This is a genomic window from Streptomyces sp. IBSBF 3136 (assembly GCF_036815105.1).
In the GTDB taxonomy this organism is placed as follows: domain Bacteria; phylum Actinomycetota; class Actinomycetes; order Streptomycetales; family Streptomycetaceae; genus Streptomyces.
The window spans coordinates 1-18,748 of record NZ_JAJSZC010000156.1 but is presented as its reverse complement, the minus strand read 5'-3'; the positions used below and the strand labels follow the sequence as shown (position 1 = coordinate 18,748).

At 71.7% G+C, this 18,748-nt stretch carries 21 protein-coding genes; 14 read left to right on the top strand and 7 right to left on the bottom strand.

Annotated elements, in window-relative coordinates; all coding sequences use genetic code 11:
- Nucleotides 1-116: 116 nt before the first annotated feature.
- The 5 genes from V7E45_RS27775 (at nucleotide 117) to V7E45_RS27755 (ending at nucleotide 3,874) form a co-directional block, all read left to right on the top strand.
- Nucleotides 117-932 (top strand): phosphatase, encoded by an 816-nt coding sequence (locus tag V7E45_RS27775; RefSeq protein ID WP_333776945.1) that lies wholly within the window; start codon nucleotides 117-119, stop codon nucleotides 930-932.
- A gap of 129 nt (nucleotides 933-1,061) precedes the next feature.
- Nucleotides 1,062-1,274, top strand: coding sequence for a helix-turn-helix domain-containing protein (locus tag V7E45_RS27770; RefSeq protein ID WP_159045100.1), 213 nt, complete (start codon nucleotides 1,062-1,064; stop codon nucleotides 1,272-1,274).
- Nucleotides 1,275-1,406: 132 nt separating this feature from the next.
- Nucleotides 1,407-1,505, top strand: a complete 99-nt coding sequence (locus V7E45_RS27765) for a 30S ribosomal protein bS22 (RefSeq protein WP_003948845.1) — start codon at nucleotides 1,407-1,409, stop codon at nucleotides 1,503-1,505.
- A gap of 237 nt (nucleotides 1,506-1,742) precedes the next feature.
- Nucleotides 1,743-2,804 carry an NAD-dependent epimerase/dehydratase family protein gene (locus tag V7E45_RS27760; protein WP_333776944.1) on the top strand — a complete coding sequence of 354 codons (1,062 nt, stop codon included), beginning with the start codon at nucleotides 1,743-1,745 and terminating at the stop codon, nucleotides 2,802-2,804.
- Between the two features lie 14 nt (nucleotides 2,805-2,818).
- A complete protein-coding gene (locus tag V7E45_RS27755; protein WP_333776943.1) occupies nucleotides 2,819-3,874 on the top strand; it encodes a lysophospholipid acyltransferase family protein in 1,056 nt (351 codons plus the stop codon).
- A gap of 27 nt (nucleotides 3,875-3,901) precedes the next feature.
- Here the strand turns inward: V7E45_RS27755 and V7E45_RS27750 are convergent, their stop codons facing one another.
- The 3 genes from V7E45_RS27750 to V7E45_RS27740 all read right to left on the bottom strand — a co-directional run bounded on the left by V7E45_RS27750 (nucleotide 3,902) and on the right by V7E45_RS27740 (nucleotide 7,437).
- Complete coding sequence (locus tag V7E45_RS27750; protein ID WP_333776942.1) at nucleotides 3,902-5,125, bottom strand: DUF5667 domain-containing protein; 1,224 nt, start codon at nucleotides 5,123-5,125, stop codon at nucleotides 3,902-3,904.
- 235 nt (nucleotides 5,126-5,360) lie between these two features.
- Entirely contained in the window at nucleotides 5,361-6,140 is a 780-nt protein-coding gene (locus V7E45_RS27745; RefSeq protein ID WP_333776941.1) for an ECF subfamily RNA polymerase sigma factor, BldN family, read from the bottom strand.
- 349 nt (nucleotides 6,141-6,489) lie between these two features.
- Nucleotides 6,490-7,437 (bottom strand): HAD family hydrolase, encoded by a 948-nt coding sequence (locus V7E45_RS27740; RefSeq protein WP_333776940.1) that lies wholly within the window; start codon nucleotides 7,435-7,437, stop codon nucleotides 6,490-6,492.
- Nucleotides 7,438-7,531: 94 nt separating this feature from the next.
- Between V7E45_RS27740 and V7E45_RS27735 the strand changes: the two genes are divergently transcribed.
- From V7E45_RS27735 to hemB, 7 genes are all read left to right on the top strand, one after another.
- Entirely contained in the window at nucleotides 7,532-7,813 is a 282-nt protein-coding gene (locus V7E45_RS27735; RefSeq protein WP_333776939.1) for a glutaredoxin family protein, read from the top strand.
- Nucleotides 7,814-8,060: 247 nt separating this feature from the next.
- Entirely contained in the window at nucleotides 8,061-8,825 is a 765-nt protein-coding gene (locus tag V7E45_RS27730; protein ID WP_333776938.1) for a redox-sensing transcriptional repressor Rex, read from the top strand.
- A complete protein-coding gene (locus V7E45_RS27725; RefSeq protein WP_333776937.1) occupies nucleotides 8,822-10,528 on the top strand; it encodes a glutamyl-tRNA reductase in 1,707 nt (568 codons plus the stop codon). The genes V7E45_RS27730 and V7E45_RS27725 overlap by 4 nt, the downstream gene beginning before the upstream one ends.
- Entirely contained in the window at nucleotides 10,525-11,484 is a 960-nt protein-coding gene (hemC, locus tag V7E45_RS27720; protein ID WP_333776936.1) for a hydroxymethylbilane synthase, read from the top strand. Before V7E45_RS27725 ends, hemC begins: the two co-directional genes overlap by 4 nt.
- Nucleotides 11,481-13,190 (top strand): uroporphyrinogen-III synthase, encoded by a 1,710-nt coding sequence (locus V7E45_RS27715; RefSeq protein ID WP_333776935.1) that lies wholly within the window; start codon nucleotides 11,481-11,483, stop codon nucleotides 13,188-13,190. The genes hemC and V7E45_RS27715 overlap by 4 nt, the downstream gene beginning before the upstream one ends.
- A 125-nt stretch (nucleotides 13,191-13,315) precedes the next feature.
- Nucleotides 13,316-13,720 (top strand): hypothetical protein, encoded by a 405-nt coding sequence (locus tag V7E45_RS27710; protein WP_333776934.1) that lies wholly within the window; start codon nucleotides 13,316-13,318, stop codon nucleotides 13,718-13,720.
- A gap of 73 nt (nucleotides 13,721-13,793) precedes the next feature.
- The gene (gene hemB / locus V7E45_RS27705) at nucleotides 13,794-14,786 is read left to right on the top strand and encodes a porphobilinogen synthase (RefSeq protein WP_333776933.1); all 993 of its coding nucleotides are present in this window, start codon (nucleotides 13,794-13,796) and stop codon (nucleotides 14,784-14,786) included.
- A gap of 25 nt (nucleotides 14,787-14,811) precedes the next feature.
- Here the strand turns inward: hemB and V7E45_RS27700 are convergent, their stop codons facing one another.
- Nucleotides 14,812-15,117 (bottom strand): hypothetical protein, encoded by a 306-nt coding sequence (locus V7E45_RS27700; RefSeq protein ID WP_333776932.1) that lies wholly within the window; start codon nucleotides 15,115-15,117, stop codon nucleotides 14,812-14,814.
- Nucleotides 15,118-15,259: 142 nt separating this feature from the next.
- Between V7E45_RS27700 and V7E45_RS27695 the strand changes: the two genes are divergently transcribed.
- Nucleotides 15,260-16,465, top strand: a complete 1,206-nt coding sequence (locus V7E45_RS27695) for an aminotransferase-like domain-containing protein (protein WP_333776931.1) — start codon at nucleotides 15,260-15,262, stop codon at nucleotides 16,463-16,465.
- Nucleotides 16,466-16,475: 10 nt separating this feature from the next.
- On the opposite strand, the gene V7E45_RS27690 is transcribed toward V7E45_RS27695, so the two are convergent.
- The 3 genes from V7E45_RS27690 to V7E45_RS27680 are packed head-to-tail and all read right to left on the bottom strand — an operon-like array spanning nucleotide 16,476 to nucleotide 18,294.
- Nucleotides 16,476-17,288, bottom strand: a complete 813-nt coding sequence (locus tag V7E45_RS27690; RefSeq protein ID WP_333776929.1) for a DUF4253 domain-containing protein — start codon at nucleotides 17,286-17,288, stop codon at nucleotides 16,476-16,478.
- A 35-nt stretch (nucleotides 17,289-17,323) separates the two neighbouring features.
- A complete protein-coding gene (locus tag V7E45_RS27685; RefSeq protein ID WP_333776928.1) occupies nucleotides 17,324-17,512 on the bottom strand; it encodes a DUF397 domain-containing protein in 189 nt (62 codons plus the stop codon).
- On the bottom strand, nucleotides 17,509-18,294 hold the full coding sequence (locus V7E45_RS27680; protein ID WP_333776927.1) for a helix-turn-helix domain-containing protein: 786 nt from the start codon (nucleotides 18,292-18,294) through the stop codon (nucleotides 17,509-17,511). The genes V7E45_RS27685 and V7E45_RS27680 overlap by 4 nt, the downstream gene beginning before the upstream one ends.
- Before the next feature lie 142 nt (nucleotides 18,295-18,436).
- Between V7E45_RS27680 and V7E45_RS27675 the strand changes: the two genes are divergently transcribed.
- On the top strand, nucleotides 18,437-18,748 hold a 312-nt coding region (locus tag V7E45_RS27675; RefSeq protein ID WP_333776926.1), incomplete at its 3' end, for an ATP-binding protein.

Genomic DNA, 18,748 nt, shown 5'->3' with positions numbered 1-18,748 from the left:
GGGCCGAGCGGGGCGGGGCCGGGCAGGTCCCGGACGGGAGCCCGCCGTTGGGCCAACCGTGCGACGTTCCGCCGTTTCGCGCGCGGGCCCGTGCCCGATGGGCCAGCATCGCAACAGTGTTGACCGCCGATGCCCTCCGTGCGCATCTGCTGGCTGCCCGGCTGGCCGGGGAGGTGGCCACGTCCCGGGAGGCCGGCCTCCGCAGCTACCGGCTGTTCGCAGCCCGGGACCCCCGGGTGCTGATCGGGATCGATCCCGAACGGCGGTGGGGGCAGCGGGAGCTGCTGTCGCTGATGGCGGCCAGGTGCGGGGTCTCGGCCGATCCGCGGCACACGTCCGGCCCGGACGTGATCGACCCGGAGCGGACGCTGGCCGCGCTGGACGCGTTCGCTGAGCGGATCCGGGAGGCGGCCCGGCGTGGGGCTCCCGTGCTGCTCGGGACCGGGCATCCGCATCGGCTGCTCGGTTTCTACGGTGGCCTGGCGGACGCGTTGTCGGCAGTGGGGTGTGAGGTACTCACCCCGGCGCAGGGTCGCTCTGTCGACATATTGACCCGGTTCGGTCTACGCACGTACTCCCTGGACTACGTACGAGGGGTTGCCTTGGTGCGGGAACCGGAGGTCGAGCGCCCCGGTTGTGAGCCGGGAGCGCACTGCCATTCACCACTCCCGGTTCGGGTCGCCCTGGCCGCCGCCGCCGAGGCCGGCGGGCCGTTGCCCGAGCTGGTCATCGGCGACCACGGCTGGGTCTGCGGTGCAGGTCAGCTGGGGTTCGAGGCGATCGGCCTGGCGGACACGGACGATCCCGCGCTGTTCGTGGGGGAGGCCGAGGGGGTCGTCTCCGTCGCGGTTCCGGTTGATGACGGAGTGCGGTCTGTGCACTACCGGCCGCTCACCCGCTACGTAGTCAATAGGGCGTGTCTGTCACAGTAGGCCGCCGATGGGTGCACCTCTTCCCCACTCGCATCACCCGCCCCTAGTCTGGGGAGTGAGCACGCAACGACGAAGAGTCACCGGAAGGGGAAGCCGGTGGCCGTCGAGTGCGGAAGGTTCAGGTGTGTCATGGCTGCTGCAGGCGAAAGGCCTCTGAACGAGGTTCAGTTCCTTACCGTGGCGGAGGTCGCCTCGGTGATGCGAGTGTCGAAGATGACCGTGTACCGGTTGGTGCACAGCGGTCATCTGCCCGCGATCCGGGTGGGGCGGTCCTTCCGCGTCCCCGAGCAAGCGGTACACGAGTACCTCCGCGAGAGTTATGTGGGGGTGGAGACGGTCTGACGGCCTTCCGGGCAACCCCCGGGAACCCCTCGATTACGACCTCAGCGCTCGGACGGGTAGGCTGGCCCCTCGTAGGTCGTATGGGCCCATGGCGCCCAAACACCGAGTGATGAGAAGTGAGCGAGGGTAGTCGTGGGCTCTGTTATCAAGAAGCGGCGCAAGCGGATGGCCAAGAAGAAGCACCGCAAGCTGCTCAAGCGCACGCGCGTTCAGCGCCGCAACAAGAAGTAAGCGGCGCCGCGAGAGCGTGTTCTGTGGCCCCCCGTCCATGAGGACGGGGGGCCACAGGCGTGTCCGGGCCCCCGCGCGGGGAGTTGTCGGCGAGGATCGGCATATTCCATCTGGTGAATTTCCGTCACCTCGGGCGTCGGGCGGTCATCACAGCGCAACATCGAACCGCTAAGTTGGCCGCACAGGGGAACGCGGGTGGGACCAGGTTTCGCACCGGATCGAAGGAAGGCGCTGATCTTGGGAAGGGTCGTGCTCGTCACCGGGGTGGCCCGGCAGCTGGGCGGCCGGTTCGTGCGGCGCATCCAGCGTGACCCCGAGGTGGACCGTGTGATCGCCGTCGACGCCGTGCCGCCCGCGCACGATATGGGCGGGGCCGACTTCATCCAGGCCGACATCCGGCAGCCCACCATCGCCCGGGTGCTCGCCGAGACGGCCGCCGACACGGTCGTCCACATGGACATCACGGGCACCGCGCTGGGCGGCGGCAGCCGGGCCACGGTCAAGGAGACCAACGTCATCGGCACCATGCAGCTGCTCGGCGCCTGCCAGAAGTCGCCGGCCGTGCGGCGGCTGGTGGTGAAGTCCAGTACCAACGTCTACGGGTCCGCACCGCGGGATCCGGCCGTCTTCACCGAGACCACCCCACCCAAGTCGCTGCCCAGCGGCGGGTTCGCGAAGGACGCGGTGGAGGTCGAGGGCTATGTCCGCGGCTTCGCGCGGCGGCGGCCCGACGTCGCGGTGTGCGTGCTGCGCTTCGCCAACATCCTGGGGCCCGCCGCGGACACCCCGCTCGCCTCGTACTTCGCGCTGCCCGTCCTGCCGACCGTGCTCGGCTACGACCCGCGGCTGCAGTTCGTGCACGAGGACGACGTCATCGAGGTGCTGCGGATCGCCTCCCACGAGCCGCGCCGGGGCACCCTCAACAGCGGCACCTTCAACATCGCGGGCGACGGCGTGCTGCCGCTGTCGCAGTGCGCCAGGCGCCTGGGCCGTCCCACGGTGCCGCTGCTGCTGCCCGCGGTCACCTGGGCCGGCTCACTCGTGCGTACGCTGGGCATGACGGACTTCTCGCCGGAGCAGATCCGGCTGCTCACGCACGGCCGGGTGGTGGCCACCGACCAGATGCGCGAGACGCTGGGATACCAGCCCACGTACACGACGGCGCAGACGTTCGCCGACTTCGCACGCGGCCAGGGACCCGGGCTGCTGCCGCCGGAGGCCCTCGCGGGGGCCGTCGACCGGGTCGCCGCGCTCGCCGCGAGGGGCAGCGGGCACCACCCGACGCAGAGCGCGAACTGAGGAGCGCAGCAACGATGGCGGACGCCAAGGTCATTCCGTTCGACGACGACCGGTCCCGCGGGAACGCCGCCCAGCGGCCGTCCCGGCGCCGTGGCGCGGGGAACAGGCGCGGCGCGGCCGGTGAGCCCGGGCCGGTCCGCGAGGTCCAGCCGCTGCCCACCAGGACCGCTCCTCAGGAAGCGGGGCCCGCGGGCGGCGAGGAACAGCCGGCGGCCGGGCGGCACGACGAGGGCGGCCTCGAGCGCCGTATCGCCGGCGGCCTGTCCTTCCTGCGGCGCCGGCTCACCGGGGAGTACGAGGTCGACGACTTCGGCTACGACGAGGAGCTGACCGACCAGGTCCTGATGTCGCTGCTGCGGCCGGTGTACGAGAAGTACTTCCGGGTCGAGGTGAAGGGCATCGAGAACATCCCGGACAAGGGCGGGGCGCTGATCGTCGCCAACCACTCCGGGACGCTGCCGCTCGACGGGCTGATGATGCAGGTCGCCGTCCACGACCACCACCCGGCCGACCGGCACCTGCGGCTGCTCGCGGCCGACCTGGTCTTCGTGCTGCCGGTGGTCAACGAACTCGCCCGCAAGCTGGGGCACACGCTGGCCTGCGCCGAGGACGCCGAACGGCTCCTGGCACAGGGCGAACTGGTCGGGGTGATGCCGGAGGGCTTCAAGGGCATCGGCAAGCCGTTCAGCGAGCGCTACAAGCTCCAGCGGTTCGGCCGGGGCGGTTTCGTCTCCACGGCGCTGCGCCAGGGCGCGCCGATCATCCCGTGCTCGATCGTCGGGGCCGAGGAGATCTACCCGATGATCGGCAACGCGAAAACGCTCGCGCGGCTGCTGGGGTTTCCGTACTTCCCGTTGACGCCGACGTTTCCGTGGCTGGGGCCGCTCGGGGCGGTGCCGTTGCCGACGAAGTGGACGATCCAGTTCGGCGAGCCGATCGCGACGGACGGCTATCCGCCGGAGGCGGCGGAGGACCCGATGCTGATGTTCAACCTGACCGACCAGGTCCGGGAGCAGATCCAGCACACGCTGTACAAGCTGCTGGTGCAGCGGCGGTCGGTGTTCTTCTGACGGTGGTCGCGGCCGTGTCCACACGCGTCAGTCGGCGTCCTCGCTGTCGATGCCCAGGCCGGGCAGCAGGCCCGGGAGCAGCGGCGGGAGGGTGACGTCCGGCGCGCTCGTGGGCAGCTTCGGGATGGCCGGGGTGCTGCCTGAGCCGGTCTTCGGCGGATCGAGCAGACCGCCCGTGTCGCCTCCGATCAGACCGCCGCCGCTGTCATGGCTGGCCGAACCGCTGGGGCTGCCCGAGCCCGTGTGCTTGCCGGCCGACGGGGTGTCGCCGGAGCTGGGCGCGGTCGAGCGGTGGGTGCCGGAGGAGCCGGTGGGCGTCGAGCCGGAGCTCTGCCGGGTGCCGGTCCCGCCGGACTGCGCGGGCGGCTGCGGGAGCAGCGACTGCAGCGGGGCGACCTCGTCGTCTATGGCGTCGAAGACCGACGACACCTGCTGTTTGACGTCCCCCAGCTGCACGGGCAGCCGGTCGCTCAGCGCGCTCCACGCCTCACGGTGCGACCGCGAGAAGGCGGACAGGGCCTGGATGGGGCCCAGGGACTCGGGGTCGCGCTCATAGGCCGCGTGCAGCAGACGGTGGCCTTCGGTCGCGTCGTGCTGCATACCGGACAGGGTGCGGCGGATCTCGCCGATGGACTCGTGGTCGAGGTGGCCGCCGCGGCCGCGCTCCATGAGCCGGCGCGCCTCGTTCAGCCGGGTGGAGGCCTGGTCGAGGTACGACTCGCCGCGCTGGCTGTCCCCGTCGCTCATGTAGTTGAGCTTGAAATCCTCTATGCCGCGCTTGAGCCCGTAGAGCGAGTCGCCGGGCAGCGCGTTTGAACTCGCGGCGGCCACTCCGCCGAAGGCCCCGGCGGCCACGCCGACACTGAGCCCGCCCGCGGCGAGCCCCTTGGTCAGTCTGGAGCGCGGCCGGAGCTTGCCCAGCGGGCTCGCCCGGTGCGCGCCCCGGCTGCGGGAACGCTGCTCGGGCACCGATGCGTCCGCCGCGGTCCCCTCCTGGAGCATGGCCTCCATCGCGGCCACCAGCTGGGCGCGCTGGACGGCCTTGACCTCGGGGTCGAGCTGCGGCCTGGGCAGCGCGCTGAGGCTCGTCGCCAGGGCGAGCAGCTCGCCCGGCTCGGAGGGTTCCTCGGCGGTCGGCGGCGAAGCCGCCGGTGCTGCGGACTGCTCGGCCGCCGTGTCCCGGTCGGACTGCTCCTCCAGGGCCTGGGCGAAGGCGTTCGCCCGCCGGTGCGCCGATACGTTCGCGATCACTGGCGGCACCTCCTCTCGTCATGACGGTCGACTCCCCAGGGGGTCCTGAGGGTTGCACGCCCACGACCAGTTCCACACGATCGAGCGATCAGGGTCGGCCAGGACGTGACCACAGGGAGCCTGTATCCCGCACAACGAGCGGCGCGGCACTTGGGTTACGGACGGCCGATGATCGGATCGAGAATGCAACGGTCTCCCACGCAGGGTGAGTTGACCGTCGCCCAGGGTGTGGGGGTCAGCGGGCGTCATCCGGCAGCAGCCGGGCGAGCGTGCGCACGGCCCGGTACTGCAGGGTCTTGATGGCGCCCTCGTTCTTGCCCATCACCCGGGCGGTCTCGGCGACCGAGAGGCCCTGGAGGAAGCGGAGGGTCACGCACTCCTGCTGCTGGGGGTTGAGCCGGCGGACGGCGTCCAGCAGCGCGGCGTTCGAGAGGGACTCCAGGACCGAGTCCTCCGGGGAGCGCTCGACCTCGTTGGCGTCGAGCATCTCGCCGGTGGTGACCTCCAGCCGGAACCGGCTCGACTTGAAGTGGTCGGCGACGAGGTTGCGGGCGATCGTCACCAGCCAGGCGCCGAAGTCACGGCCCTGCCAGGTGAAGGTGCCGATCCTGCGGAGTGCCCGCAGAAAGGTCTCGCTCGTCAGGTCCTCGGCGGTCGCCTTGCCGCCCACCCGGTAGTAGATGTAGCGGTACACGGTGTCGCTGTACTGGTCGTACAGCCGGCCGAAGGCCTCGGCCTCCCCCGCCTGGGCGCGCTCCACGAGGTCCATCATCCGGGCGCTGTCACTGTCCGCGGCCGGTCGGCGGGCGGGGGCCGCGCCGGTGGAGCGCCCTCGTCTGCCGACCGCGGCGCTGCTCTCGGCCAGTGCGTAGCACGGGCCGAGCGGCGCGGCGGCGGCGAAGGCGGGGACGGCGTACGCGGTGGGGACGAAGCCGCGCAGCGTCTCCTTGACCGTTGCGACTGCTGTGCGCAGCGTAGCCAGGCCCGAGGCGTCAACCCCGACGTGTGGGTACACGGGACTCCCAGAGGCAGAGCTTCCATCACGTGCAGTGCGGAACCGTTCACCCGTCGTAGCGACGGAGAGGTACCGGTTTGCGTCTGAGGAGAATAACGCTTCGTGCAGGCACTGCTACACCGAGTTGCTCAAATCACCGATTGCGTCGCTTCTGTTACCGATTGACACCCCATCAAGTTCCACAGAGTGATCGGTTGTTGATCGGAAAAGGGTGGTTTTCGGCGAACTGGGGGGCGTGTTGGGGAAACGACGGCATAATCCGGCCGCAGGCGAAGGGTTTCGGCAGCGCCGGGACGATGGCGGCGGGTCAACGCCCGTGGATCAGCGACCGCGGGTCAACGCCCGCGGGTCAGCGGCGGCGACGGCTGAGCGCGATCGCCGCGGCCGTGCCGCCGGCGACGGCGCCCACGCCGGCCGCCGCGGGGATGCCGACCTTCGCCGCCTTGCGGCCCGTCCGGTAGTCACGCAGCCGCCAGTCCTTCGCGCGGGCGTGCTTGCGCAGCTTGGCGTCCGGGTTGATCGCGTACGGGTGACCGACCAGGGAGAGCATCGGGATGTCGTTGTGGCTGTCGCTGTAGGCCGCGCAGCGGGAGAGGTCGAGGCCCTCCGCCGAGGCCAGGGCGCGCACCGCCTCCGCCTTCGCGGGGCCGTGCAGGGGCTCGCCGACCAGCTTGCCCGTGTAGACGCCGCCGACCGACTCGGCCACCGTGCCGAGCGCGCCGGTCAGGCCGAGGCGGCGGGCGATCACCTGGGCGATCTCCACGGGGGCCGCCGTGACCAGCCACACCTTCTGGCCTGCGTCGAGGTGGGCCTGGGCCAGGGCGCGGGTGCCCGGCCAGATGCGCTCGGCCATGTACTCGTCGTAGATCTCCTCGCCGATCGAGCTCAGCTCGGCGACGCGGTGGCCCTTGACGATCGAGAGGGCGGAGTCCCGGGCCTCCTGCATGTGCTCCGGGTCCTCCACGCCGGCCAGCCGGAACCACGCCTGCTGCCAGGCGAAGCGGGCGAGATCGCGGGTCTCGAAGAACTTCCGCTTGTACAGGCCCCGTCCGAAGTGGAACAGGGCGGCGCCCTGCATCACCGTGTTGTCGAGGTCGAAGAAGGCGGCGGCCTTGTCGTCGCCGAGCACCGGGAACTCCGGTTCCCGGTCGACGATCTCCTGGGCCGGCGAGGAGACCTGCGCCTCCTGCGCCTCCTGCGAGGACTTGCGGGCGGCCTCCGCCGAAGCCTCGCCTGCCAACACGCTCCGCGCCGTGGCGGAGCGCCTACGGGGAGTGAGCCATCCGAGAGCGGCCATGGCGTGAGCATAGCCAGTCTGTTCGGTGGTTCCGGAGCCGAGAGGTTTGGAGGGTGTGAACTCTCCGCGGCCGTGTCGTCGACGAGGCGCGAGAATGGCCGACATGAGTCCCCTCTTCCGGCGTAAGGCCGCTCCCCATGAGCGATTGGTCACTCTCGTCCGCAAGCCCGGCTGCCATCTGTGCGACGACGCGCAGGCCGTGGTCGAGAAGGTCTGCGGCGAGCTCGGCGTCCCGTGGGAGCACAAGGACATCACCGAGGACCCGCGACTGCACGACCAGTACTGGGAGCAGATCCCCGTGGTCCTGGTGGACGGCCGGCAGCACACGTTCTGGCGGGTGGACGAGGCCCGCCTCCGCAAGGAACTGACCGACTAGTACAACGATCGGCCGAACGTCCCTTAGGATCGAAGGCAGTTTGGGTCTCGGGGGCGGGATACGCAAGGAGTGTGGCGTTTTGCCCCCACGTAGGGCGCCAGGTGGGACGTGCGTGACCCCGGTCACGTTGGCCGGGCAAATCGGACACCATCTTTGTGCACGCGTTCACAAAGGCATAGCCTGCTGTCGACGGGGCGGTCTGGGGACGTATGACCGCCTGCAGCCCCGCTCTACCCGCAGGAGCACCGTGGCAACTGGCCGAACACACCGACCGGCGACCCGTAGCCGAGGGATTCCCGAGGCCACCGTCGCCCGCCTTCCGCTGTACCTCCGAGCCCTGACCGCACTGTCGGAGCGCTCGGTGCCCACGGTCTCCTCCGAGGAGCTGGCCGCGGCGGCGGGGGTCAACTCCGCCAAGCTGCGCAAGGACTTCTCTTACCTGGGTTCTTACGGAACGCGCGGTGTCGGCTACGACGTGGAGTATCTCGTCTACCAGATCTCCCGTGAACTCGGCCTGACCCAGGACTGGCCGGTTGTCATCGTCGGTATCGGAAACCTCGGCGCCGCCCTGGCCAACTACGGCGGGTTCGCCTCCCGTGGCTTCCGGGTGGCCGCGCTGATAGACGCCGACCCGGCGATGGCCGGAAAGCCGGTCGCGGGCATCCCCGTGCAGCACACCGACGAGCTCGAGAAGATCATCAAGGACAACGGGGTCTCCATCGGCGTCATCGCCACCCCGGCCGGCGCCGCCCAGCAGGTCTGCGACCGGCTCGTGGCCGCGGGCGTGACCTCCATCCTGAACTTCGCGCCGACCGTGCTGTCCGTCCCGGACGGCGTCGACGTGCGCAAGGTCGACCTCTCCATCGAGCTGCAGATCCTCGCCTTCCACGAGCAGCGCAAGGCCGGCGAGGAGACCGCCGCCGGCGACGGCGCGCTGCCGGCCGCCCACCCCCGTGACGACTCCGCCGACCAGGGACCCGACGGGGACGTCCCCGCCGTGATGCCGGCATGAGCCTCCTCGTCGTGGGACTGAGCCACCGCAGCGCCCCGGTCAGCGTGCTGGAGCGGGCCGCGCTGAGCGCGGACGCCCAGATCAAGCTGCTCCAGGACACGGTCGCCGCCGAGCCGGCCACCGAGGCCGCGGTGCTCGCCACCTGCAACCGCATCGAGCTGTACGCCGACGTGGACAAGTTCCACGCCGGTGTCGCCGAGCTGTCCACGCTGCTCGCCCAGCACAGCGGCGTCGGTCTCGAGGAGCTGACCCCCTACCTCTACGTGCACTACGAGGACCGGGCCGTCCACCACCTGTTCTCGGTGGCGTGCGGGCTGGACTCGATGGTGGTCGGCGAGGGGCAGATCCTCGGGCAGATCAAGGACTCCCTGGCCCGCGCCCAGGAGCTGCACACCGCGGGCAAGCTGCTGAACGACCTGTTCCAGCAGGCCCTGCGGGTCGGCAAGCGCGCCCACTCCGAGACCGGCATCGACCGGGCCGGCCAGTCCCTGGTCACCTTCGGCCTCGAGCAGCTGGCCGCGGGCGGGGACGTCCAGGGCTGGGCCACGGGCCGCGGGGCGCTGGTCATCGGGGCCGGCTCGATGTCCTCGCTGGCCGCCGCCACGCTCGCGCGTGCCGGGGTCGCCGAGGTGGTCGTGGCCAACCGCACCTTCGAGCGGGCCGAGCGGCTCGCGCGGATCCTGACCGAGGGCGACGACACGGACGTGGCCGCCCGCGCGGTACCGATGGACGCGGTGCCGGGCGAGCTGACACGTGCCGACGTCGTGGTCTCCTGCACGGGGGCCACGGGCCTGGTGCTCACGGCGGAGACGGTCGCCCAGGCGGTCGAGGACCGTACCGGGCGGCCGGCCGCGCACGAGGACGGCGACACCGGTTCCGGCACTGCCGGCCCCGCGGCGGCCGCGCTGCCGCCCGCCGGCGTCGGCACCGAGGAGAACTGCCCGCTCGACCTGGCCGCCGTGCAGGGCTCGACCGGCTTCTCCGTGCTCGGCGAGGCCGCCGTGGCCGGGATGGACGCGGCCACCCTGGAGCAGCACGCCGCCTGGGTGGACAACGGCACCCTGGACCGGCGCGCCCGGCGCAGCCCCGAGGCCGACGCCGAGCTGATCACCGCGCTCGCCGCGACCGTCGCCACGGTCGGCCGGATCCCCGAGCGCCGCCGGCCCGAGCCGGTCGCCGAGATCCCGCGTCCGGCGCCCGCCCTGTTCCTCCTCGACCTCGCCATGCCCCGCGACATCGACGCGGCCGTGCACCGGCTGGCCGGGGTACGCCTGGTGGACATCGAGTCGCTGGCGGAGGCGTCCGCGGACGCGCCGATGGCGGCCGACGTGGACCAGGTCAGGCGTATCGTCTCCGACGAGGTCGCGGCCTTCGGGGCGGCACAGCGGGCGGCGCACATCACGCCGACCGTGGTCGCGCTGCGGACCATGGCCGCCGACGTCGTCGCCGGTGAGATCGCGCGGCTCGACGGCCGCCTGCCCGACCTGGACGAACGCCAGCGCGGCGAGATCCGGCAGGCCGTGCACCGGGTCGTCGACAAGCTGCTGCACGCGCCGACCGTACGGGTCAAGCAGCTCGCGGCCGAGCCCGGCGGCACCGGGTACGCGGACGCGTTGCGCACCCTGTTCGACCTCGACCCCGAGACGGTGGCCGCCGTCTCCCGGGCCGAGGACAGCACAGACGACAAGGATCGACCGGCATGACTGAGAAGGCACTGAGACTGGGGACCAGGCGAAGCAAACTCGCCATGGCCCAGTCCGGGCAGGTGGCGGAAGCCGTGAGCCGGGTGACCGGCCGGCCCGTCGAGCTGGTCGAGATCACCACGTACGGCGACGTCTCCCGCGAGGCGCTCGCGCAGATCGGCGGCACCGGTGTGTTCGTCACGGCGCTGCGTGATGCGCTGCTGCGGGGCGAGGTGGACTTCGCGGTTCATTCGCTCAAGGACCTGCCGACCACGCAGCCCGAGGACCTCGCCCTGGCCGCCGTTCCGGTGCGCGAGGACCCGCGGGACGTGATCGTCGCCCGGGACGCGCTGAAGTTCACGGACCTGCCGCGCGGCGCCCGGATAGGCACCGGCGCGCCGCGGCGCATGGCGCAGCTGAACGCGTACGCCCGCGCCCACGGGCTGGACATCACGACGGTGCCGATCCGCGGCAACGTCGACACCCGTATCCGGTACGTCCGTGACGGTGAGCTGGACGCGGTCGTCCTGGCCGCCGCCGGACTGAACCGGATAGGCCGGATCGAGGAGGTCACCGACTTCCTGTCGGTCGACACGGTTCTGCCCGCCCCCGGCCAGGGGGCCCTGGCGATCGAGTGCACCGCGGACAACGCGGACCTCGTCGCGGCGCTCGGAGAGCTCGACGACCCGTTCACGCGGGCCGCCGTGACCGCCGAGCGGTCACTGCTCGCCGCCCTGGAAGCCGGCTGCAGCGCCCCCGTGGGCGCGCTGGCCGACCTCCTGGCCGACGGGCAGTCTGTCAAGGAAATGCGCCTGCGCGGCATCGTCGGCACGACCGACGGTTCTCGCACGGTGCAGCTGTCCACCACCGGTCCCGTGCCCCAGACGCACGAGCAGGCGCTGGCACTCGGTCGCGACCTCGCCACCGAGATGCTCGCCCAGGGCGCGGCCGGTCTGATGGGGGAGCGAGCACATTGAGCCCCACCGCCTTTCCCGCCGGTCCGGAACACGGGCACGTCACCTTCCTCGGTGCCGGACCCGGGGATCCGGGACTGCTGACTCTGCGCGCCGTGGAGGCGCTGTCGAGCGCTGACGTCCTGGTCGCCGAGCACGATGTGCTCGACGTGATCCAGACGCACGCCCGGCAGGGCGTCTCCGTGGTACGGACGGATGCCGACGCCTCCTCGGTCTCGCCGCCGGGCACGAGCGCGCCGCAGCTCACGGTCGTTGACGGCACGTCAACAGCCGCTGCGGTCCCGTCTCCTGCCCGGGATGCCGTTCATCTTGTCATGGAGGCCGCGCGGGGCGGCAGGCGGGTCGTCCGTGCGGTGCCCGGGGACCCGGGACTTGATACGTACGCGGCCGAGGAAATGCTCGCCTGCGCCGCCGCCGGTGTGCCCTTCGAGGTGGTGCCGGGCGTGGCGGCGGCGGTCGGTGTGCCGGCGTACGCCGGTGTGCCGCTGCGGGACGCGCACGGCGCGGACGTCCGGTTCGTGGACGCCCGAACCGCCTCCGACCGTTGCTGGACGGAGGTGGGCGCCTCGGACGGCACGGTGGTCGTGTCCACGACGCTGGACTCGGTCGCGGCCGCGGCCGGGGAGCTGGTGGCGGCGGGCCGCAAGCCGGACACCCCGCTGAGTGTCACGGTCGCCGGTACGACGACCCGGCAGCGCACCTGGACGGCGACGCTCGGCACGATCGCGCAGACGCTGAAGCAGGCGAAGGTGCTGCCGTCGCCGGACGGCGGCCGGCCGGTGATAGCCGTGGTCGGTGAGCGTTCCGCCGCCGCGCAGCGCGACCAGCTGTCGTGGTTCGAGTCCAAGCCGCTGTTCGGCTGGAAGGTGCTCGTGCCGCGGACGAAGGAGCAGGCGGCGTCGCTCTCCGACCAACTGCGGTCCTACGGTGCCGTGCCGCACGAGGTCCCGACGATCGCGGTGGAACCGCCGCGCACGCCCCAGCAGATGGAGCGTGCCGTCAAGGGCCTGGTGACCGGCCGCTACGAGTGGATCGCGTTCACCTCGGTCAACGCGGTGAAGGCGGTCCGGGAGAAGTTCGAGGAGTACGGCCTTGACGCTCGGGCTTTTGCGGGTATCAAGGTTGCTGCGGTGGGCGAGCAGACCGCGAAGGCGCTCGTCGCGTTCGGTGTGAAGCCGGACCTGGTGCCGAGCGGTGAGCAGTCGGCCGCGGGCCTGCTGGAGGACTGGCCGCCGTACGACCCGGTGTTCGACCCGATCGACCGTGTCTTCCTGCCGCGTGCCGACATCGCCACGGAGACGCTGGTCGCCGGTCTGATCGAGCTGGGCTGGGAGGTCGACGACGTCACGGCCTACCGGACCGTGCGCGCCTCGCCGCCGCCGGCGGACACCCGTGAGGCCATCAAGGGCGGCGGTTTCGACGCGGTGCTGTTCACGTCGTCCTCGACCGTCCGGAACCTGGTGGGTATCGCGGGCAAGCCGCACAACGTGACGGTGATCGCCTGTATCGGCCCGGCGACGGCCAAGACGGCCGAGGAGCACGGTCTGCGGGTCGACGTGATGGCTCCGGAGCCGTCGGTGCACAAGCTGGCCGAGGCGCTGGCGGACTTCGGTCTCAAGCGCCGTGCCGCCGCGCTGGAGGCGGGTGACCCCGTCACCCGGCCGAGCGAGCGACGGCCGGGAGCGCGCAGGCGTCGCTCGACGACGTGAGCGCCACGGCCGTGAGGCCATGACGTGGTGAGGTGGCGGGACGTGCCCTGACGGCGCGTCCCGTCCTTCGTCGTACGCACCCGGCGCCTCCCGGGGCGAGTTGTGTGCATGCCATGATCGGGCGCATGAGCGAGTACGCCGTGTACGCGGAGATCGTCTACTGGCGGCGGAGCCTGTGGAACGGGGCGCGCTGCGTGCCCGTGGTGCTGAGCCTGTTCCCGGGGGAGCTGCGGGCCGAGGACCGGGACGGGAAGGTCGTCATCCAGGGCGATCCCCAAGAGGTCGAGGGCCGCCTCACCCGGCTCGGGACCCTGCTGATCACCGTCCGCGGGGAGCGGTTCGCCCTGGTCGGGCGGGGCGGTGGTCTCTCTCCGGTGCCGAGCCCCGGACAGCGGGCGGCCGTGAGCGCCTTCGGGGCGTCGTCGCCGGCGGCCGGGGGCGCGGTCGACCAGGTCCTCAACGCCGGTGCGGGGGCTCGGATGCGGGCGTGGCACACGCGGCTCGGCGGGGCCGGCGCCCGGCTCTGGTGAGCCGTCCCGCGGCGGTCGTGCGCCGACGCCGCGTCGGCAAAGGCGTGTCCCCGGCGGGCGTAGCGTAGAAGGCATGACGAAGTACGGATCCTTTCCCGGTACGCGTCCCCGGCGGCTGCGGACCTCGCCCGTCATGCGGCGGATGGTCGCCGAGACGCGACTGTCCCCCGCCGACTTCATCCTCCCGGCGTTCGTCCGCGAGGGCGTCGCCGAGCCCGTGCCGATCGCGGCCATGCCCGGTGTCGTCCAGCACACCCGGGACAGCCTGAAGAAGGCGGCGCTGGAGGCGGCCGAGGCGGGGGTCTCCGGGATCATGCTGTTCGGCGTGCCGGAGGAGAGCAAGAAGGACGCCCTGGGCACGGTCGGCACCGACCCGGACGGGATCCTCCAGGTGGCACTGCGCGACGTGCGGGCCGAGGTCGGCGACGACCTGCTCGTCATGTCGGACCTGTGCCTGGACGAGTTCACCGACCACGGCCACTGCGGGGTGCTGGACGCCGAGGGGCGGGTCGACAACGACGCGACCCTGGAGCGGTACGCCGAGATGGCCCAGGTGCAGGCGGACGCCGGCGCCCATGTGGTGGGCCCGAGCGGGATGATGGACGGCCAGATCGGCGTGATCCGTGACGCGCTCGACCAGATCGGCCGCGAGGACGTCGCCATCCTGGCCTACACCGCCAAGTACTCCTCCGCGTTCTACGGGCCCTTCCGCGAGGCGGTCGGCTCCTCGCTCCAGGGCGACCGGAAGACCTACCAGCAGGACCCGGCCAACTGGCGTGAGTCCCTGCGGGAGCTGGAGCTCGACCTCGCCGAGGGCGCGGACATGGTGATGGTCAAGCCGGCCGGACCGTACCTGGACATCGTCGCCCGGGTCGCGGACGCCGTGGACGTGCCCGTGGTCGCCTACCAGATCTCCGGCGAGTACTCGATGATCGAGGCCGCCGCCGAGAAGGGCTGGATCGACCGCGACCGCGCCGTCTTCGAGACCCTGACCGGCATCAAGCGCGCGGGCGCACGCACGATCCTCACCTACTGGGCGACCGAGGCGGCGCAGAAGCTGCGCTGACAGCAGGGCAGTTCGCCCCGGCGGTTCAGCCGCCGGGGCCCTGCGGGTAGGTCTGGACGATGTACGTCCAGCGGGCCGCGCCCACCAGCAGGAAGGCCAGCGCGGGCGCCAGCCACCAGCGGCTGAGCGTCCGCCGCCGTACGGGCGGCAGCGCGAGCAGGAACGTGACGGCGCTCAACACGATCAGCAACGCGCAGGCCGTCTCGATCCCCGTGAGCGTCGACTCGTCCCAGGCTCCCTGGGGCTGGGTGACCAGTGCCGCGTACGCGAGGCAGCCACTGGGCAGGTGGGCGACGGTGAGGACGGTTCCCCGGAGCCGGTTCGTGATCACTTCGACTGTCGTGGCAGGCCGGGCGGTTCCCGTTCGTGGAGCGCGGTCGGCGTCCGGATCGCGAAATGGACGGTGTAGAGGGCACCTAATTCCCTAGGCTGCGGACGCAGTGGAGCTTCCGCAGCCGAAGGAGAGCCGGACCATGACCGTCACCGAACCCGCTCCGTCGCGTGCCCCCGTGCCGCCGCTCGCCGCCCGTGCCCGCGGGGTGGGCGGTTCGCCGGTGCGGGACATCCTGGCGGTCACCGCGCGCCCCGAGGTGATCAACTTCGCGGGCGGGCTGCCCGCGCCGGAGCTGTTCGACCGGGACGGTATAGCGGCCGCGTTCCGCCAGGTGCTGGAGCTGACCCCCGCGCAGGCGCTCCAGTACTCCACCACGGAGGGCGAACCGGCGCTCCGCTCCGCCCTGGCGGCCCGTGTCACCGCCCAGGGCCTGCCCACCGGCCCCGACGACCTCCTCGTCACCACCGGCTCCCAGCAGGCCCTGTCCCTGCTCGCCACGGCGCTGATCGAACCCGGCGACACCGTCCTGGTCGAAAGCCCCTGCTACCTGGCGGCACTTCAGGTCTTCGCGCTCGCCGGCGCCCGGGTGGTGTCCGTGCCGGGCGACGAGGACGGAGTCGACCCGGCGGCCCTGGAGGAGGCGGTGCTGCGCGAGCGTCCGAAGCTGCTCTACCTCGTCCCCACCTTCCAGAACCCCACCGGCCGTACGATGCCCGCACCACGCCGGCGGGCCGTCGCCGCCGTGGCCGCCCGGCAGGGCGTGTGGGTCGTCGAGGACGACCCCTACGGCGAACTCCGCTACGACGGCGAGCGCGTCCCCTGGATCGCCGCCCACCCCGGCGCCGAGGACCGGGTGGTGCTCCTCGGCTCCCTCTCCAAGGTGATGGCCCCCGGCCTGCGGCTCGGCTGGCTGCGCGCCCCCGCGGAGCTGCGGCGGGCGTGCGCCGTGGCCAAGCAGGCCGCCGACCTGCACACGCCCACCGTCAACCAACTCGCCGCCGCCCGGTACCTGGACGTCCTGGACGCCCACGTGGCCCGCGTCCGGGCCGTCTACGGCGAACGCCGTGACGCCATGCTCGCCGGACTCGCCGACGCGCTCCCCGAGGGCTCCGTGTGGACCCGCCCCGAGGGCGGCATGTTCCTGTGGGCGCGGCTCCCGGACCCGTACGACACCACGGCCCTGCTGCCCCAGGTGGTGCGGCAGGACGTCGCCTACGTCCCGGGCGCCCCTTTCTACGCCGCCGACCCCGACCGCTCCACCCTCCGGCTGTGCTTCGTCACGCAGACACCGCAGGAGATCGGGGAGGGCCTGCGCAGGCTGGGCCGGGGGCTCGGCACGCGCTGACCGCGGGCGCTCAGTCCCACCAGAAGGACCAGGTCGGCTCCCCGACCAGCTCCTTCGCGTAGCCACGCAGGGTGTCCGGGCCGCCCTGCAGGATGTTGTCCGGGCAGAACGCGAAGTGCTCCGCCGCCACCGCCTCGGCCTCGGCCGCGGTGGCCGGCGGGGCCGCCACCGACACGACCAGGAGGTCGAAGCCGAGCCCCACCACCCGTATGCCGAAGCGGTCCTCCCAGGAGCGCAGGACCGCGCAGAGCCGGGCCACGTCGTTCTCGTAGTTCAGCGGGCCGGTCCAGCCGATCGCCGCCGGGATGTCGGCCGACCGGCGGGCCGATACCAGCGCCAGCCGCGGCTCCTTGAACCACCGGGCGCCGTCCGTCAGCGAGTCCGCGACCGACGCCGCCCTGCTGTCCGGGTCCGCGGTCGGCCGGCCGGCGGGCGCGAGGCCGGGCCACTCGGGCCCGAACGGCTCGACCTCCTGGGCCAGTTCGTCCTCCGCGTCTCCCTCCCAGTACTCCGCGAGCAGCTCCTCGGCGTCGTGATCGCCCGGGTACGACATCCGCTCGGGCATCAACTGCCAGTTCTCCAGGCCGCCCTGGGTCCCGCCCACGTCCAGGAGCACCGGCAGCAGCCCGGCCCGCGCGGCCGGCGCGCCCAGCGCCTTCCACGTGCCGGGCGCCGCCGCCTTCCCGGACTGCCACAGCAGGGGCTCGTGCCAGTCCCCGTCGTGCGTGGTGTCGATCAGCCTGCCGGGCGGAAGCTGGAGCCCGAGGCCACGGCCGCTGGGATCGGTGGCCAGCCTGGGCAGCGGGTTGGGAAGAGTCGCCATGACAGTGACTCTAGGCGCCCCCACTGACAACGCCGCTAGCGCGCGGCGAACTCCGCGAATCTCGCCCAAGTCGCGGGCGCGAGAAGGAGAGTTGGGCTGTCCTCAGGGTGCTGCTTCGAGTCCCGGACATGGATGACACCGGGGGTGACGGCCACTTCGAGGCACTGGCCGCCTTCGCTGCTGCTGTAGGTCGACTTGAACCACTGAAGCGCGTCGGTGTTCATTGCTCTCCTAGCAGCCGGTCCAGCAGGCGTCTTGAGTCCTCGATGGTGAGGGCCTGCGTCCGCAGCATCGCATACTTGCGGGCCAAGATAGACACCTCGTCAGGGTCAGAGACCCATTGGCTGCCGCGTTGGGATTCGGTGTAGGCCAAGTGCTGATGGTCGGGCGTCTCCAGGAGTGTGAAAGGGCCGGCGTCACCGGCGTGGTACGAGCGCTCCAGAGGCAGAACCTGCAAGGAAAGGCAGGGCAGTTCGGAGCATGCGCGAAGGAAGCGCAACTGCTCCTGGTAGATCCCGGGGCCACCTGTGGGCCAGCGCAGGGCCGGTTCCCAGACGACGAAACTCAGGGTCGGCGGCTCCTTGCGATGCAGGATCTCCCGACGCCGCATCCGTGCTTCCGCCTTCGTTTCGAGTTCGTCGGAGTCATACGCGGGGATCCGACCACCAAGAAGCGCGCGAGCGTACTCCTTGGTCTGCAACAGGCCCGGCACCACGAGGGCGTCGTACCACGACAGCGCGATCGCCTCCCGTTCCTGGTCCATGTACTCCTCGGCCCACAGCGGGAATTGGTCCACCTCCGGCAGGTTCGCCACCCCGGCGGCCAGCGTCCCCTTCGTGCCCAGGTACTCGTCGAGGATCTCCGCGATGTCCGGCTTGAGGGATCGTCGGCCCTGTTCGATGGAGGCGATCGTCTCCTCGTTGAGGTTCAGCGCGGCGCTCAGTCCCGACTGGCTCAGGCCCGCCGCCCTGCGTGCCGTGGCCAGCTGACGGCCGAGCATCCGCATCGCCGAGTGGTTCCTCCGAGAAGTCGTCATGCCGCAGAACTCCCCACACGTGCCCGTACACGACCCCGCCCGATCCCGTACAAACGCTTTGTACGGGATTGCGCACTGATCAAGGCTAATCACTCTGCGCGACCTTCGTCCCGTGAATGCGCAAACCGAACTCCCCTGCCAGCGTGACCAGTTCTACGGCCGCGCCCGCCGCTCCGTCCCCGCTGCCAGGCGGTTCACGGAGTGGTCGCTGAGCTACTGGGGACTCACCGCCTGGGAGCGGTCCGCCGACGTGTCGCTGTGCGTGAGCGAGTTGGCCACGAACGCGCTGCTGCACGGGGCACCGCCCGGGCGCGGCTTCCTGGTGCGGCTGCGGTACGACGGGGACCTCGTACGGGCCGAGGTGCACGACAGCGGCCCCGGTCTCCCCCGGGTGGTGGGGGAGGCCGGGGCCGCCGATGAGGAG